Origin of the sequence: Nocardioides cavernae (assembly GCF_013410035.1) — a bacterium.
Lineage (GTDB): Bacteria > Actinomycetota > Actinomycetes > Propionibacteriales > Nocardioidaceae > Nocardioides > Nocardioides cavernae_A.
Map to the genome: position 1 here is coordinate 369362 of NZ_JACCBW010000001.1, position 16616 is coordinate 385977.

The following is a 16616-nucleotide window of genomic DNA, read 5'->3' on the forward strand; positions in this document are numbered from 1 at the left end:
CACGTTTTCGGGCCGCAGAACGTGGCTCACTCACCGCTCGGGGGACCGAGCAGCGCCAGCGGGTTGTCCCAGCACACCGCGCGCAACCACTCCTCCCCCAGCCCGAGCCGCTCGAGCGCGTCGAGCTGGGTGGCGTACGGGTAGGGGATGTTCGGGAAGTCGCTGCCGAGGTGCACCTTCCCGGCGAGGCCGAGGTCGCGCAGCCGGGGCAGCAGCGCGGAGGGGTACGCCCCGCCCATCTCGGTGAAGAAGTCGGTGAACGCCATCGTGGTGTCGAGCCCGACCCGCTCGTACGCCTCGGCGAGCGCGAGGAACTCGGCGTATTCCGGCGCGCCCGCGTGGGCGATGACGAGCCGCAGCCGCGGGTGCCGTCGCAGCAGCTCGGCCACCGGGACCGGCCCGGTGTGCTCGGTCGGGACCGGACCGCTGCCGGCGTGCAGCACCACGGGCGTACCCGTCTCGGCGACGACGCCCCACGCCTCGTCGAGCAGCGGGTCGGTGACGGTGAAGGCGCCGACCTGGACGTGCACCTTCCACACCTCGACGTGGCCCGGGGACGGTGCGCTGCGCCGCCGGACGTACGCCGTCACGTCGGGCTCGGGGAAGAAGGTGCCGCACACGGCCGCCTCAGGAACGCGCGCGGCGAAGCCGGCCGCCCAGACGTTGAGGAACTCGGCCATGTCGGGCTTGTGGGCGTACGGCAGGGCGGTGAAGCGGCGTACGCCGAAGGAGCGCAGCGTCTCGACGAGCACGTCGTCCCCGTCGCGGTAGTGCAGGGGCCACGGCCGGCCGATGAGCGGACCGGCGGCGTCGAACTGCGCGCGCACCTTCGCCATCACCCGCGGCGGGAGGAAGTGGGTGTGCAGGTCGGCCAGCCCGGGCAGCCCGAGCCGGTCGGCGAACGCGCGTGGGTCGGTCGTCACCGCAGCACCCGCGCGCCGTTGGCCGCGAGGACCGCGATCAGCTCGTCGGCGTAGCCGCGCTCGCGGATCGACTTGAAGTCGTTGGTCACCACCCGGTTGAGGTGCTCGCGCGAGACGCTCAGCAGCAGGACGCCCATCGGCCCGGCGAGCTCGAGGTCGGCGCCGTCGAGGTTCACCAGACCGCGCTTGCGGACCTCGACCGTGTGGCACGGCACCTGCCACGCCGGCTGGGCGGCCCCGTCGGGGACGAACGCGATCTGCCGGCCGGTCACGTCGACGACCCCGACGTGGGCACCGAGGCCCGCGCCGAGCAGGCCCTCCCCCACGACCTGGGCGTTCCAGCGGCCGTACGGCGGCGCTCCCGGCGCGAGGTCGGCCGGCGGGACCGCGCCGGGCTGCTCGAGCTTCTTGTTGAACCCGACGACGAGCAGGATCGCGAGGACGACGGCGAAGACGAGCCCGACCGCGAGCGGGACGAGGAGGAACAGGACGGACGCGTCCACGGCAGTCAGGTCGGTCCGCGACGCTCAGTCGCGGTGGCCCTTGAGCCGGCGCTGGACGGCGTCGACCTTCTCGCGGTTGGCCTGGCGCTCGGCCAGCGTGTGGCGCTTGTCGTAGGCCTTCTTGCCCTTCGCGAGCGCGATCTCGACCTTGGCCCGGCCGTCCTTGAAGTAGAGCGCCAGCGGCACGATCGTGTAGCCCTTGTCGGTGATCTTGCGCTCGATCTTGTCGATCTCCGAGCGGTTGAGCAGCAGCTTGCGGCGACGGCGGGCGGAGTGGTTGGTCCAGGTGCCCTGGCTGTACTCCGGAATGTGCACGCCGAGCAGCCACGCCTCGCCGTTGTCGATCTCGGCGAAGCCGTCGACGAGCGAGGCCCTGCCCTGCCGCAACGACTTGACCTCGGTCCCCATGAGGACGAGCCCGGCCTCCCAGGTGTCCTCGATGTGGTAGTCGTGGCGCGCCTTCTTGTTCTGCGCGACCATCTTCTGGCCCTGCTCCTTCGCCATGGGTCCATTGTCCCAGAGCGTGTCCAGCCAGTTCGTCCGCGCGGTCGCGCGAGCGGTCAGAAGAACTGCATCGGGTCGACGGCGGTGCCGTTGGCCATCACGGTGAAGTGCAGGTGGCAGCCCGTGGACCAGCCGGTGCTGCCCTCATAGCCGATCACCTGACCCTGCTCGACGGTGTCGCCGACGCCCACGGTGTAGCTGGTGGCGTGGTTGTAGATCGTGGCGATGCCGCGGCCCGCCAGGGCGCCGTTGTCGATGACCAGCCGGTTGCCGTAGACGCCGCTGAAGTAGGAGGAGACGACCTTGCCGTCGGCGGCCGCGCGCAGCGGCGTGCCGCAGCCACCGCCGAAGTCGACGCCGTCGTGCAGGCCCCAGTAGTGGTAGATCGGGTGGGTGCGGTAGCCGAAGGGCGAGGTGACGTATCCGTCCGTGGGGTGCATCAGCACCCCGGTCGCGGGGCCGCTCGCCCCGGCCTGCGACCGCGCTCGTGCGCGGCGCAGCGCCGCGAGGGCCCGCTTGCGCAGCATCTCCTCGATCTTCTCCTGCTCCTTCTCCAGCTTGCGGAGCTTGGCGAGGTCCTTCTGCCGGGCCTCGCGGGCGCCGACGCGCGCGTCGCGGCGCTCGAGGACGAGGCTGACGACCGAGTCCTTCGCGGCCTGCTGCTCGGCCTCGAGGCCCTGCATGAGGGCGAGGTGCTCGGCGGCCGCCTCCCGCTTGACCGCGACCGCGTCGCGCGCCTCGCTGACCTGGACCTCGCGGACCTCGAGCAGCACCTCGGCGGCCTTCAGCTCGTCGTACTCGCGTGCCTCCTGCCCGATCACGACGTCACGTACGCCGTCGCGGCGGGTGAGCTCCTCGGTCGAGTCGGCGTCGAGCAGCGAGGCGAACGCGATCAGCTCGGGGTCGCCCTCGGAGTACATGTCGGCGACCGTCCGAGCCACCTTGGCGCGCTGCGCGTCCCGGTCGACGCCTCCCTGGGCCAGCGCCGCCTCCGCCTCGGCGAGCTCCTGCTCGGCCGTGGCGAGCTCGGCCTGCATCTGCGCGTCGGCCTCCTGCGCGACCTCGACCTTGCCGCGTGCGGTGGCGAGCCGGGTCTTGGCGACACCGAGCTGCTCCTGCGCGGCGGCGAGCCGCTCGCCGGCCTTGCGCAGCTGGGCGCTGGACTCGTCGAGGTCCTGGTGCGCGCCCTTGAGCTCGCGCTCGACCTCGTTCTTCTTGTCCTTGAGGTCGTCTGCATGTGCTGCGGACACGCCCAGCGCCATGACCGCGACGAGTGCGGCAGCCATGCGTCGGTGAGCAGTGCGGGGGAAGGAACGCACCGGGGAGCCTTTGCATCGGGGAAGCGGGGAAGGTGACGTCCCGGCCGGCTCGGCCGGGGCGACGCCTAGACGCTAACCTCCGCGACTCAGACTTTGAGGTATTTCCGCGTCAGCACGAGTGTCGGCAGCAACGTCAGCACCGGACCGAGGATCGCGATGGCGAGCGCGGCCACCCGGAACTCGGCCCAGCCGATCCACGGGACGAACCTGAGGTTGGACGCGAGGTCCCCGATGGCGAAGTGGAGGAACGCCGCCAGCGCCCCTCCGGCGAGCGCCACGCTGATCAGCGCGGTGACCAGCGCCTCCAGGAGGAACGGCAGCGCGATGTAGAGCGTGGAGGCACCCACCAGGCGCATGATGCCGATCTCCTTGCGGCGCGCGAACGCCGCCAGGCGGATCGTGTTGGCGACGAGGAGCAGCGCGGCCAGCACGAGCAGCGCCGCGGTGCCGAGGGCGTACGTGCGCATCTTGGTGATCGTGGTGAGGATCGGCCCCACCTGCTCGCGCAGGTCACGGACCCGCGAGACGCCGTCGAGCCCCTGCACGGCGCTCGTGATCCCCTCGTACTGCTCCGGGTCCTCCAGCGTGATCCAGATGGTCTGCGGCATGTCCTCCGCGGTCAGCGCCGGGTTGTCGCCGGAGAACAGCTCCTCGCCGTAGAGCTCCTTGGCCTTCTCCAGCGCGACCTCGCCGGACTCGAAGCGGTAGCTCGAGACCTCGGGGTTGTCGTCGACGACGGCCTCGATCTCGGCCTTCTGCGCGTCGGTCACCGGGTTGGGGCAGACCGGGTTGGAGTCGTTGAGCCGACAGAGGTAGACGGTGATCTGGAGCTGGTTGCCGAAGTGGTCGGCCGCCCGGGTCGCCTGCTGCTGGAAGAGCAGGCCGATGCCGACGAGCGTGAGCGACACGACGAGGGTGAGGATCACCGCCAGGTGCATCGTCAGGTTGCGGCGCAGGCCCTGGCCGAGCTCGGAGTAGACGTAGCGAAGCTGCATGGAGTGGGGGCTCTCGATCCGTTCTGGGTCGGGTCTGGGTGAGGTCCGGGTCAGCTCTGGTGGCCGTAGACGCCCTGCGCCTGGTCGCGCACGACGTGGCCGTTCTCGAGCTCGATGACGCGCTTGCGCATCTGGTCGACGATGCTCGAGTCGTGCGTGGCCATCACGACGGTCGTGCCGGTGCGGTTGATGCGGTCGAGGAGCTTCATGATCCCGACCGACGTGGTGGGGTCGAGGTTGCCGGTGGGCTCGTCGGCGATGAGGATCATCGGCCGGTTGACGAAGGCCCGCGCCACGGCGACGCGCTGCTGCTCGCCGCCGGAGAGCTCGTCGGGCATCCGCTCGCCCTTGCCGCCGAGACCGACCAGCTCCAGCGTCTCGGGGACGACGTCCTTGATCTCCTTGCGCGACTTGCCGATGACCTGCAGCGCGAAGGCGACGTTCTCCGAGACCGTCTTGTTGGGCAGCAGCCGGAAGTCCTGGAACACGGTGCCGATGTCGCGGCGCAGCCGGGGCACCTTCCAGCTCGCCAGCCGGTTGATCTCCTTGCCGGCGACGTAGACCCGGCCCTGGGTCGGACGGTACTCGCGAAGCACGAGTCGCAGGAAGGTCGACTTGCCCGAGCCGGACGAGCCCACGAGGAAGACGAACTCCCCCTTCTCGACGTCGACGGAGATGTTGTCGAGCGCCGGGTGGGGGTGGCCGGGATAGGTCTTGGTGACCTTCTCGAAGCGAATCACGGCGTCGAGGCTACGTGAGGGGTGGACGCGATCGGCGAATCCCGGGCGCGCCGCAACCTGTGAGGCTGCACGCACGTGTGGGGTGGGTGAGGACGCCGACAGGGGCGCCCTGACGAGCCGGACGAACGGGGACAGCGGCATGCCGGACGCAGCCGAGCGCGACTTCGAGGAGTTCTACGCGGCCACGTGGCCGCGGACGCTCGCAGTCGTGTACGCCCTCACCGGGGACCGGGGGTCCGCCGAGGAGATCGCCCAGGAGGCCTACGTCAAGGCGTGGTCGCACTGGACGAAGGTCTCGCGCTACGACCAGCCGGCCGCCTGGGTCCGCCAGGTCGCGACCCGTCTGTCGGTCAGCCGCTGGCGCCGCGGCAAGGTCGCCGCCGCGTGGCTCGCGCGGAACCGGACCGAGCAGGTGTCACCCGCGCCGGACGAGACGTCGACCGCGCTGGTCCAGGCCCTCCTGCGGCTGCCCGAGGCCCAGCGGCGCGCCATCGTCCTGCACCACCTCGCCGACCTGCCCGTCGACGAGGTCGCTCGCATCGAGCGATGCCCCGCCGGGACCGTCAAGGCCCGCCTCTCCCGAGGGCGCACCGCCCTCGCCCACCTGCTCAGCGACGACCCGGCTGACGAGACGAACGGAGCCCCGACCCATGTCTGACCTCGACCAGCTCGACCGCGCGTTCGACGCCCTGACCCGCGACCTGGCCCACACCCCCGGACCCGGCGCGGTCGCCGCGATCGCCACCGCGCGGAGGCGAGGGCGTACGCGCGTGGGAGCCGTCGCGCTCGCGGCGCTCGTCGTCGTGGGTGGCGGGCTGGCCGTGCCACGCCTGGTGTTCCCCGAGGGTGGCGTGGCCGCCCACGGCGGGTCGGCGCGCTTCGACCGGGCCGCGCTCGCCCGGGCCACGGACGGCTGGATCGGCGAGTGGGAGGACTGGGAGCGCTACTCGCCCTGGGGTGGCGGGGGCTTCGGTGCGGCGTCGTGCTCGTCGCTCACCGGGCCCGGCGGGCAGTCGGCGCCCGAGCCCGCGAGCACGGGCTCCTCGCGCTTCGTCAGCCACTCCGGCGCGTCCGCCGTCCTCGTCGTGCAGCAGTTCTCCGACGCCGGACGCGCCGCGTCCGCGCAGGCCCTGTCGAACCCGGCTCCCGACACCTGCGGATCCACGACGACCTACGACGTCGACGGGGTCCAGGTCCGCCACGACTCGATGGCACCCGAGGGCGACTCGGTCGACCAGATGTGGCTCGGCGACATCTGGAGCGTGCAGATCGGGACCGGCCGAGCGCAGCTCGAGCTGGTCAACGACACGGGCACAGCGGACGGCGCCGTCGCCGAGGACGTCGCCGAGGCCCTCGTCGCCGGCCTGCGCGACGGACGGACGCAGTCGGGCATGAGCGAGGTCGAGCCGGTGCCGGAGGGAAAGGGACAGCTGCCCGCGTGGCCCGACGTCGACCTCGAGGGCGCCCTGCACGGGTGGCGGTCAGCGTCCCGGATGAGCGCGACGGCGACGCCGAACACGCCCTGCCTCGACGAGACGCTGGGCTCCGGTGGGGTGTCGTCCACCGGCGGCGGCACGCCGCGCGGGTTCACCCACCGCATCGTGGGCTTCGACGACGACTCGACCGGGCCCGCCCTGGTGGAAACCATGCTGGCGCAGCTCCGCGCGTGCGTCGACGCCGACATGCAGGTCGAGACGCTGCCCAACGGCGTCCACCTCGCGACCTACGACTCCGGCGGAGAGGCGGGTCGCGGCGCCCTGTGGTTCGCGGCCTCCGAGGACCGGGCGGGTCTCGTGGCGGTCGACGGCGCCGGCCGCCCGATGCCGGTGGGGACACGGGAGGACGTGGCGGACGCACTGCACGAGATCCTCCGCCTGCCGTGGAAGTGACGGTGCGCGAGCCTCAGAGAGGCATGGCCTCCACGGCGTCCTTGGCCTCCTTGAGGCCGACGCCGGTGCGCTCGCGGTAGACCTTGATCGCCTGGATGGTCTTACCGGACCGGCGCAGCTCGCGGACCTCGCCCATCCAGCCGTCCGTCGCGACGTCCGCGGCGGCCGCGGCCACAGCACCGGCCGGCGTCGCGGCCAGCTGGGCCAGCTGCCCCTCGAGCCGGGCGACGCGCTGCTCGAGGGCGGCGAGCCGGGCGCGGGCGGAGTCGTCCCCGTCCGGACCGATCACCTCGGGCTTGCTGAAGAATCCCATGGCGTCAGCCTAGGACCTCAGGCGTCGACCTTCTCCGCACCCCGGCGCCAGCGGATGCCGGCCTCCATGAAGTCGTCGAGGTCGCCGTCGAAGACCGCGCTGGGGTTGCCGGACTCGTAGCCGGTCCGCAGGTCCTTGACGATCTGGTAGGGGTTGAGGACGTAGTTGCGCATCTGGTCGCCCCAGCTCGCTGCGACGTCGCCCTTGAGGTCCTTCTTGAGCGCGGCCTCCTCGGCCTTCTTCTGCGCGAGCAGCTTGGCCTTGAGCACCACCATGGCGGACGCCTTGTTCTGCAGCTGGGACTTCTCGTTCTGGCAGGACACGACGATGCCGGTCGGGATGTGCGTGAGGCGGACCGCGGAGTCGGTGGTGTTGACCGACTGGCCGCCGGGGCCGCCGGAGCGGAAGACGTCCACGCGGACCTCGTTCTCGTCGACCTCGATCTCGTCGGTCTGCTCGAGCACCGGGACGACCTCGACCGCGGCGAAGGACGTCTGGCGCCGGCCCTGGTTGTCGAACGGGCTGATCCGCACGAGGCGGTGGGTGCCGGCCTCGACCGACAGGGTGCCGTAGGCGTAGGGCGCGTGGATCGCGAACTCGGCGGACTTGATGCCCGCCTCCTCGGCGTACGACACGTCGTAGACCTCGACGCCGTACTTGTGCTGCTCGGCCCAGCGCGTGTACATCCGCATGAGCATCTCGGCGAAGTCCGCGGCGTCGACGCCACCGGCGCCGGAGCGGATCGTCACGATCGCCTCGCGCTCGTCGTACTCACCGGAGAGGAGCGTGCGGATCTCGAGCGACTCGACGGCCTTCTTGATGCGGCCCAGCTCGGCCTCGGAGTCGGCCAGCGTCTCGGCGTCGCCCTCCTCCTGCGCCATCTCCACCATGAGCCCGAGGTCGTCGACCCGGGTCTCGAGGGAGGTGAAGCGGTCGAGCTCGCCCTGCAGCGCGGACAGGCGACCGGTGACGCGCGTGGCGTTGTCCTGGTCGTCCCACAGGTCCGGGGCCGCGACCTGCTCCCCCAGCTCGGCGATCTCCGCGCGCATCCGGTCCAGGTCGAGGACCTGACCGATGGTCTTCATGGTCGCCTGGAGCTGCTTGATCTCTACGTCGAAGTCGATGCCTGCCACAAGGAGCAAGGGTACGGGCTGGGCGGCGGAGGTCAGAACTGCAGGACGACGCGGCCGTTGCCGCCGCGGCCCGCGGTGCCGGCGCCCTGTCCCCCGTTGCCGGCCGCGACCGGGCCGGTCACCCCCGTGACGTTGGCACCGCTCGCGCCGCCGGTGTAGCTCGACCCGGCTCCGCCGGCACCACAGACGTCCGCGACGCTGCCGGCGAGCAGGGAGCCGCTGCGGACCCCGCCCGAGCCCCCGCCCGCGTAGCCTCCGCCACCACCGCCCGAGCCCGCGCCCGCCCGCGGCACGCCGTTGGCGCCGTTGCCGCCTGTGGCCGGCACGTTGGCTCCGCCCGTGTTGCCCGGCGCTGCGGTCGGAGTGAGTCCTCCGCCGCTCCCGCTGCTGCCGGCCGCACCGGGCGTCGTGGGCCCGCTCGGAGAGCCCGACGCGCCGCCACCGCCGCCCGCCGAGAAGGAGTTCAGGGTGTAGGTCACGCTGGCGTCCCCGCCGGCGCCTGCAGTGGCGGCCGACGCGCCCCCGTTGCCCGGATTCGACGAGTTGGCGTTCTGGGCGGACACCGCCCCTTTGCCGCCTCCGCCGCCTGCGACCGCGATCGGGGTGCCGGCGATCAGGACGGCGGACCCGCCGCCTCCGCCGCCGCCGACGATGTTCGTGCCGCGGCCACCGGCTCCGCCTGCGCCGTAGCCGCTCCCCGAGGTGCCGGCCGTCGCGGCGTTGCCCGCTCCGTCTCCGCCTCCACCGCCGACCACCACGGTCAGCGTGGTGCCGGAGGGGTTGGAGGGCAGGGTGATCGTGCCCTGCACGCGGGCGCCGCTCCCGCCGGTGTAGCCGGCACTGCCGCCTCCGCCACCGCCGACGATGTCGAAGACGATGGTCCGGTAGCCCGCCGGGATGGTGACGGCGAAGGTGCCGGGGTCGGTGTAGGTGTTGGTGAAGCTGGCCGCGAACGCCGGCGCTGTGGCCGCGACCGAGATCGCGGGAACGCTCCACGCGACCCCGCGCGTGAACGTCCGGCGACTCACCTCGCGTCGGCGTCCCGGGTCCTGCTGGCGCTCCACTGTCTTTCCCCCTTGGTGGACAACTCGTTGCCACTGCAACGATCAGTCTACGAAAAGGTAACAGCGCGGACGTGATCCGGGGCCTGTACCCGGATCACGCCCGCGCTGGCGTGAGGTGCGCGATCAGCGCGTGCAGAGCACCTCGGGGGTGCCCACACCGACCGTGGCGGCCGGCGTGGCGCTGGTGGTCGCGTCGATCTTGATGCGGAAGGCGCCCGTGAGGTCGAACAGCTCGTCGGCGACGATGGTGCCGACCGAGAGCGAGTGCGAGGCCAGGGTCGAGCCGTCGGCGGACACGGTCACGGCGCCGCTCGAGCCGCTCTCGGAGGCGTCGGTGAGCGCGAAGGTCGCACGCATCGAGGTGCACTTGCGACCGAGGGTGTACTCGATCGTGGACGGCGTGCCCGCGGTCGTGGTCGCCAAGCTGGCGCCGTAGTACTCGGTGCCGACCGTGATGCCGGCCGGCGCGAAGTTGGTGGCGACCGGCGTGCGGTAGGCCAGCTTCTCCCAGCGGTAGACCTCGACGCCGACGGACTTGCTGAAGCCCTTCTTGATGCCCTTCGAGGCGGGCTTGAGGACGCGGTACTCGCGCGAGCCCGGCGTCGACGGCTTGTCCGTGAGGACGTACGTGCCGTTCTTCTTCACCTTCGCGCTGCCGGTGACGGTCCACTTCTTCTTGTTGCCGACCCGCTGCTGCAGGACGACCTTCTCGCCCGCGGCCTTCGGCGTGACGCGGCCACGGACCTTGACGGTGTCCTCCTTCGCGACGGCGACCTCGATGTTCGCCTTCGCGGTGACCGTGTAGGTCTTCGCCTTCGCGGGAGCGGCCGTGGCGGGCGCGACCAGCGCGAGCGAGCCGGCGGTGAGGGCCGCGGCGGCGGCCAGGGCGGTGATGCGGTTCATGGGGTTCCCCGTCGTCTGGGGCCCGGTGGGGCCCGTTCGGTCAGGGAGATGCGGCGGATCAGGGGAAAGTTGCCACCGGACCCAGCAGAATTCCGGCGTGGGCCGGGACAGACGCCGTGCCCGCGCTCAGACGCACCCCCGCAGGGGTGGTGAAGAGGACCTCGCGCTCGCCCACCTGCACGACCGCCTCCGTCTCGCCCGTGTTGACGACGACGAGGAGGTCGCCGCGCCGCATCGTGAACAGCCGCCCCTCCACCGAGCACGACACGTGCCCGAAGGACGGGTCGGTCAGCTGCGGGAGCTCCCGGCGCAGCCGGGCGAGCCGGCGGTAGCAGTCGAGGACGACCGCGTGCCGGCCGGTGGACCGCTCCTCCCAGTCGAGGCGGGAGGCGCGGAACGTCTCGGGGTCCTGCGGGTCGAGGACGTCGGCGGGGTCCCAGCCCATCTTGGCGAACTCCTCGATCCGGCCCTCCGCGGTCGCCGTCCCGAGCTCCGGCTCGGGGTGCGAGGTGAAGAACGCGAAGGGGGTCGAGGCCGCCCACTCCTCCCCCATGAAGAGCATCGGCGTGAACGGGCCGGCGAGCGTGAGGAGCGCGGCGCAGGCGAGCTGGTCGTCGTCGAGGTGCTCGGCGAGGCGGTCGCCACGGGCGCGGTTGCCGACCTGGTCGTGGTTCTGGTTGGCGACGACGAGGCGCCACGTGGGCATCGTGTCGGTGTCCACCGGCTTCCCGTGCTCGCGCTCGCGGAACGACGACCACGTGCCGTCGTGGAAGAAGCCCCTCTCGCACACCTTCGCGAGCGCCTCCAGCGGCTCGAAGTCGGCGTAGTAGCCGGTGGTCTCCCCGCTCAGGGCGACGTGCACGGCGTGGTGGAAGTCGTCGCTCCACTGGGCGTCGAGGCCGTGGCCGCCGGCCTCGCGGGGGCGTACGAGCGTCGTGTCGTTGAGGTCGGACTCGGCGATCAGGGTCAGCGGACGGCCCAGGTGCGCGGACAGCGCGGCGGTCTCGATCGCCATCTCCTCGAGCAGGTGCACCTCGGAGGTGTCGCTGAGCGCGTGCACGGCGTCGAGCCGGAGGGCGTCGACGTGGTAGTCCTCGAACCACATCCGCACGTTGTCGAGGATGTAGCGCCGCACCTCTGCGGAGCCCTCGCCGTCGAGGTTGACCAGGTCTCCCCAGGTGTTGCGCCCGTCCTTGAGGTAGGGCCCGAAGCGGGGCAGGTAGTTGCCCGACGGCCCGAGGTGGTTGTGCACGACGTCCTGCACGACGCCGAGGCCGGCCGCGTGGCAGGCGTCGACGAAGCGCCTGTAGGCGTCCGGGCCGCCGTACTCCTCGGAGACGGCGAACCAGCCGACGCCGTCGTAGCCCCAGTTGTGGGTGCCGTTGAAGGCGTTGACCGGCATGACCTCGACCAGGTCGACACCGATGTCGAGGAGGTGGCCGAGCCGCTCGATCGCCGAGTCGAGCGTGCCCCCGGGCGTGAACGTGCCGACGTGGAGCTCGTAGATCACCGACCCGGCGAGCTGGCGCCCGGTCCAGGCGTGGTCCTGCCACTCGTACGTCGTCAGGTCGCGCCGCGAGAGGGCGTGCACGCCGCCCGGCTGACGGTGCGAGCGCGGGTCAGGCAGCGCGTCGGTGTCGTCGTCGAGGACGTAGCCGTAGTCGACGTAGTGCGGGCCCTCGCTCATCGGCGGCAGGGCCTCGGCGGGGGTCCACCAGTCGTCGGCCCCGCGCTGCATCTCGACGAGCCCGCCGCCCGCGTTGTCGCCGCAGAGCAGGCGGACGCGCTGCGCACGCGGCGCCCAGACGTCGTACGGCCCACGCACCGCGGTCACCGGTCGGCCCTCACGAGCAGCGCGACGGGGTGGACGGCGAGCAGGTCGGCCAGCCGGCCGTCGGTGTCGAGACCGGTGAGCAGGTCGTGCCAGCGACCCTCGGGCAGGTCGAGGACGGTGTCGCCCCAGCCGCCGGCCGCTGCGAGCCCGACGGGGAGCCGGGTCGCGACGGTGATCGCGCCGCCCCGGTCGAACGCGACGACGTGCCCCGCCCTGTCACCGGTGGCGGTGACGGCCGCGTACTCGGTGAAGAGCTCCGGGCGGTCGCGGCGCAGCGTGAGCGCGGTGCAGGTGACGTGCAGCTTGGTGGCCGCGTCGTCCTCCGCCGTGCCCGCGAGCACCGCGGCGCGGTGGTCGAAGTCGACCGGCCGGCGGTTGTCCGGGTCGACCAGCGAGGTCTCCCACAGCTCGCTGCCCTGGTAGACGTCGCAGACGCCCGGCATCGTGATCGCCAGCAGCTTGGCGGCGAGGGAGTTGGACTGGGCGGGCTCGTCGATGCGCGTGGCGAGGTCGACCAGCACCTGCCGCACCTCGTCGGACTCGAAGACCGCGTCGACGGCGGCGTGGACGGCCTTCTCGTAGTCCTCGTCGGGCTCGGTCCACGTGGTCCGGTCCCCCGCCTCGCGCATCGCCTTCTCGGCGTAGCCGTGCAGCCGCTCGGGCAGGTCGGGCAGGTGGTCGGGCGTCCAGGCGCCGAGCACCGCCTGCCACAGCAGCGACCCGAAGCCCTCGTCCGGGACGGGCGCGAGCCGCAGCAGCTCGTCGAGCGCGCGCTCCCAGTGGCCGGGCTCCTCCGCGAGGGCCGTGATGCGGGCGCGTACGTCCTCGCCGCGCTTGGTGTCGTGGGTGGACAGCGTGACCATCGCGTCGGGCCAGTCGCGCTGGCGCGCGGCCATCGCGGCGTGGAAGTCGCCGACGCTCAGGAAGAAGACCGACGGGTCCCCGCCGACCTCGTTGAGCGAGGTGAGCCGCGACCAGCGGTAGAAGGAGCAGTCCTCGACGCCCTTGGCCATCACCATGCCGGAGGTCTGCTGGAAGCGTCGGGCGGGCTGGCCCCACTCGTCGTGCAGCAGCGGCTCGAGCACGTCGAAGGTGGCCGCCAGGTCGGGCCGCTCCTCGCGAGCGCGGGCGAACGCCTGGTCGAGGTGGTCGCGGCCCTCGGGCAGGTAGGAGCGGTAGACCGGGAAGCAGGCGAGCAGCTCCGCGACCGCGTCGGCCACCCCGTCGTCGTCGGCGCTCTCGGTGCGCGACTCGAGGACGCGCCCGACCTCGCGGGTGATCCGCAGGACCTCGGAGTGGAGGATCCCGTCGGCGACGGCGCGCTTGTTGTCGTGCACCATCCGCTCCCAGTCGACGGCGGTGCCGCGCAGCCGGTCCTCGAGGGCGGTCAGTGGCGCCTCGCCCGCCGGATCGGTGAGCACGCGGTCGATGAGCGCGAGCGCGTCGTAGCCGGTGGTGCCGGAGGTCGCCCAGTCGGCCGGCAGGTGCTCGCCCGGCTCGAGGATCTTCTCGACGAGGACGTACGCCCCGCCCGTGAGCGCGGCGAGGTCGTCGAGGTAGCGCTTGGGGTCGCGCAGGCCGTCGGGGTGGTCGACCCGCAGACCGTCGACGAGGCCCTCGTCGAACCATCGCTTGATCTCGACGTGCGTCTCGGCGAAGACCTCGGGGTCCTCGACGCGGACCGCGGCGAGCGTGTTGACGGCGAAGAAGCGGCGGTAGTTGAGGTCCTCGTCGGCCGCGCGCCAGCTGACCAGCTCGTAGTGCTGCTCCTCCAGCGTGGTGGTGCCGGGCGCCATCGGGAAGCGCTGGTCGTGGTAGACGACCTGGCCCTCGCCCGTCGTGCCCGTCTCGATCCGGATCGCGTCCTCGTCGTCGTCGCCGACGACGGGGATGAGGATCCGGCCGTCGCCGGCCGCCCAGTCGACGTCGAAGGCGTTGGCGTGCTCGGAGCCGCGGCCCAGCCGCAGCACGTCCCACCACCAGGGGTCCTCCGCGGGGGTCGCGACCCCGACGTGGTTGGGCACGATGTCGACCAGGACGCCCATCCCGAGGCGGCGTGCCTCCGTGGACAGGGCGTCCAGTCCTTCCGCCCCGCCACGCTGGGGGTCTACGTGGTCGAAGGCGACGACGTCGTAGCCGTGCGTGCTGCCGGGCTCGGAGGCCAGCAGCGGCGAGAGGTAGACCCAGTCGACACCGAGGTCGTGGAGGTACGGCAGCACCCGCGCTGCGGCGTACAGGTCGAAGTCGGGGCTGACCTGGAGCCGGTAGGTGCTGCGGGGTGTCCTCACGGGGCCTCTGTTCCCGTCGCGGTGCTCAGCGATGCGGACACCGAGCGGTCCGTCTCCTCAGGCTCGGGCTCGACGTGCTCGCGCAGCACGAGCGTCGACCGCTCGCCCATCGGCACGGTGGCGCCGGCCGCGACGGTGCCGCGCTCGTCGGCCACCCCGCCGGTGTCGATCAGCACGTCCCACGCCTCGGCGTACTCCGCGGGCGGGAGGGTCACCTCGCACTCGCCGTCGGCGTTGAACCACAGCACGAAGTGGTCGTCGGTGATCGGCTTGCCGCGGGAGTCGCGGGTGTTGATGGCGTCGCCGTTGAGATACATCCCGAGCTGGTTCTGCCCCGAGCCCCAGTCGCCCTCCTCCATCGCGCGGCCGTCGGGGTGCAGCCAGACGATGTCGTCGAGGCCGTTGTCGTCGACCGTGCCGGTGAAGAACTGCCGGCGCCGGAAGGTGCGGTGCTCGCGGCGCAGCCGGGACACGGCGGCGGTGAACTCGACCAGGCCCTGGTCGGCGTCGTCCCAGTGGACCCAGGTCAGCTCGTTGTCCTGGGCGTAGCCGTTGTTGTTGCCGTCCTGGGTGCGGCCGAGCTCGTCGCCGTGCAGCAGCATGGGTACGCCCTGGCTGAGCAGCAGCGTGGTGATGAAGTTGCGCTGCTCACGCGAGCGCAGCGCCTGGATGTGCTTGTCGTCGGTGGGGCCCTCGACGCCGTGGTTCCACGAGCGGTTGTGGCTCTCGCCGTCGTTGTTGTCCTCGCCGTTGGCCTCGTTGTGCTTCTCGTTGTAGGACACGAGGTCGCGCAGCGTGAAGCCGTCGTGGGCGGTGACGAAGTTGATGCTCGCGAACGGGCGGCGACCGGAGTTCTCGTAGAGGTCGGAGGACCCGGCCACGCGGGAGGCGAACTCACCCAGCGCCGGCTCGCCGCGCCAGAAGTCGCGCACGGTGTCGCGGTAGGCGCCGTTCCACTCGGTCCACTGGGGCGGGAAGCCGCCGACCTGGTAGCCGCCGGGGCCGACGTCCCACGGCTCCGCGATCAGCTTGACCTGGCTGACCACCGGGTCCTGCTGCACGAGCTCGAAGAAGGTCGAGAGCTTGTCGACGTCGTAGAACTCGCGGGCCAGCGTGGAGGCGAGGTCGAAGCGGAAGCCGTCGACGTGCATCTCGGTGACCCAGTAGCGCAGCGAGTCCATGATCAGCTGGAGCGAGTGCGGGTGCCGGACGTTGAGGGAGTTCCCGGTGCCGGTGTAGTCCATGTAGTACTGCAGGTCGTCCTCGACGAGGCGGTAGTAGGCCGCGTTGTCGATGCCCTTCATGCTCAGCGTCGGGCCGAGATGGTTGCCTTCCGCGGTGTGGTTGTAGACCACGTCGAGGATGACCTCGATGCCCGCGGCGTGGAGCGCCTTGACCATCGCCTTGAACTCCTGGACCTGCTGGCCCAGGCCCTGGGTGGAGGCGTACGACTCCTGCGGGGCGAAGAAGCCGATCGTGTTGTAGCCCCAGTAGTTGCGCAAGCCCTTCTGCACGAGCGCGTCGTCCTGGACGAACTGGTGCACCGGCATCAGCTCGATCGCGCTGACGCCGAGGCGGGTGAGGTGCTCGACGACGGCCGGGTGCGCGATGCCGGCGTACGTCCCGCGCAGCTCCTCGGGCACCTCGGGGTGCAGCTGGGTGAGGCCCTTGACGTGCGCCTCGTAGATCAGCGTGTCGTGGTAGGGCGTGCGGGGGCGGCGGTCGCCCTCCCAGTCGAAGAACGGGTTGATCACCACGCCGAGCATCACGTGCTGCAGCGAGTCGTCGTCGTTGGTGGTCTCGGGCTCGTCGAAGTCGTAGGAGAAGACCGACGGGTCCCACTCGTACTCGCCGACCGTCGCCTTGGCGTACGGGTCGAGCAGCAGCTTGTTGGGGTTGCAGCGCAGCCCCTGCTCGGGGTCCCACGGGCCGTGGACGCGGAAGCCGTAGCGCTGGCCGGGCTGCACGCCGGGGAGGTAGGCGTGCCACACGAACGCGTCGACCTCGGTGAGCTCGACGCGGGTCTCCACGCGCTTCGTCTCGTCGTCGGGGTCGTCGCCGATCAGGCACAGCTCGACGCGCTCGGCGACCTCGCTGAAGAGCGCGAAGTTCGTCCCGCTTCCGTCGTAGGTCGCACCGAGGGGGTAGGCCGATCCGGGCCAGGTCTCCGTCATGCGCTCGACGCTACCGGCGACCGGTCGGTAGCCC

15 protein-coding genes are annotated in these 16616 nt (G+C 71.8%); 2 read left to right on the forward strand and 13 right to left on the reverse strand.

Features of this window, described 5'->3' with window-relative positions:
• Nucleotides 1-26 precede the first annotated feature (26 nt).
• The 6 genes from F4692_RS01800 to ftsE all read right to left on the reverse strand — a co-directional run bounded on the left by F4692_RS01800 (nucleotide 27) and on the right by ftsE (nucleotide 4984).
• On the reverse strand, nucleotides 27-923 hold the full coding sequence (locus F4692_RS01800) for an amidohydrolase family protein (RefSeq protein WP_308645113.1): 897 nt from the start codon (nucleotides 921-923) through the stop codon (nucleotides 27-29).
• Complete coding sequence (locus F4692_RS01805) at nucleotides 920-1426, reverse strand: hypothetical protein (RefSeq protein WP_179617929.1); 507 nt, start codon at nucleotides 1424-1426, stop codon at nucleotides 920-922. The genes F4692_RS01800 and F4692_RS01805 overlap by 4 nt, the downstream gene beginning before the upstream one ends.
• 24 nt (nucleotides 1427-1450) lie before the next feature.
• Nucleotides 1451-1930: an SsrA-binding protein SmpB gene (smpB, locus tag F4692_RS01810; RefSeq protein WP_179617930.1), complete on the reverse strand. Its 480-nt coding sequence runs from the start codon at nucleotides 1928-1930 to the stop codon at nucleotides 1451-1453.
• Nucleotides 1931-1986: 56 nt separating this feature from the next.
• Complete coding sequence (locus F4692_RS01815) at nucleotides 1987-3216, reverse strand: peptidoglycan DD-metalloendopeptidase family protein (protein WP_179617931.1); 1230 nt, start codon at nucleotides 3214-3216, stop codon at nucleotides 1987-1989.
• 119 nt (nucleotides 3217-3335) lie between these two features.
• Nucleotides 3336-4244 carry a permease-like cell division protein FtsX gene (gene ftsX / locus F4692_RS01820; protein WP_179617932.1) on the reverse strand — a complete coding sequence of 303 codons (909 nt, stop codon included), beginning with the start codon at nucleotides 4242-4244 and terminating at the stop codon, nucleotides 3336-3338.
• A gap of 50 nt (nucleotides 4245-4294) precedes the next feature.
• Entirely contained in the window at nucleotides 4295-4984 is a 690-nt protein-coding gene (gene ftsE, locus F4692_RS01825) for a cell division ATP-binding protein FtsE (RefSeq protein ID WP_179617933.1), read from the reverse strand.
• A gap of 139 nt (nucleotides 4985-5123) precedes the next feature.
• Between ftsE and F4692_RS01830 the strand changes: the two genes are divergently transcribed.
• On the forward strand, nucleotides 5124-5642 hold the full coding sequence (locus F4692_RS01830; protein WP_179617934.1) for a SigE family RNA polymerase sigma factor: 519 nt from the start codon (nucleotides 5124-5126) through the stop codon (nucleotides 5640-5642).
• A complete protein-coding gene (locus F4692_RS01835) occupies nucleotides 5635-6873 on the forward strand; it encodes a hypothetical protein (RefSeq protein WP_179617935.1) in 1239 nt (412 codons plus the stop codon). Before F4692_RS01830 ends, F4692_RS01835 begins: the two co-directional genes overlap by 8 nt.
• 13 nt (nucleotides 6874-6886) lie before the next feature.
• On the opposite strand, the gene F4692_RS20825 is transcribed toward F4692_RS01835, so the two are convergent.
• From F4692_RS20825 to glgX, 7 genes are all read right to left on the reverse strand, one after another.
• Nucleotides 6887-7186 (reverse strand): ribosomal protein L7/L12, encoded by a 300-nt coding sequence (locus F4692_RS20825; protein WP_179617936.1) that lies wholly within the window; start codon nucleotides 7184-7186, stop codon nucleotides 6887-6889.
• Between the two features lie 17 nt (nucleotides 7187-7203).
• A complete protein-coding gene (gene prfB / locus F4692_RS01845; protein ID WP_179617937.1) occupies nucleotides 7204-8319 on the reverse strand; it encodes a peptide chain release factor 2 in 1116 nt (371 codons plus the stop codon).
• 32 nt (nucleotides 8320-8351) lie between these two features.
• Entirely contained in the window at nucleotides 8352-9383 is a 1032-nt protein-coding gene (locus F4692_RS01850) for a glycine-rich domain-containing protein (RefSeq protein ID WP_179617938.1), read from the reverse strand.
• A gap of 123 nt (nucleotides 9384-9506) precedes the next feature.
• Nucleotides 9507-10286, reverse strand: coding sequence for a hypothetical protein (locus F4692_RS01855; protein ID WP_179617939.1), 780 nt, complete (start codon nucleotides 10284-10286; stop codon nucleotides 9507-9509).
• A gap of 58 nt (nucleotides 10287-10344) precedes the next feature.
• Nucleotides 10345-12120 (reverse strand): malto-oligosyltrehalose trehalohydrolase, encoded by a 1776-nt coding sequence (gene treZ, locus F4692_RS01860; RefSeq protein ID WP_308645114.1) that lies wholly within the window; start codon nucleotides 12118-12120, stop codon nucleotides 10345-10347.
• Nucleotides 12117-14408: a malto-oligosyltrehalose synthase gene (gene treY, locus F4692_RS01865; RefSeq protein ID WP_179617940.1), complete on the reverse strand. Its 2292-nt coding sequence runs from the start codon at nucleotides 14406-14408 to the stop codon at nucleotides 12117-12119. The genes treZ and treY overlap by 4 nt, the downstream gene beginning before the upstream one ends.
• Nucleotides 14405-16582, reverse strand: a complete 2178-nt coding sequence (gene glgX, locus F4692_RS01870) for a glycogen debranching protein GlgX (protein ID WP_179617941.1) — start codon at nucleotides 16580-16582, stop codon at nucleotides 14405-14407. The genes treY and glgX overlap by 4 nt, the downstream gene beginning before the upstream one ends.
• Nucleotides 16583-16616 lie beyond the last annotated feature (34 nt).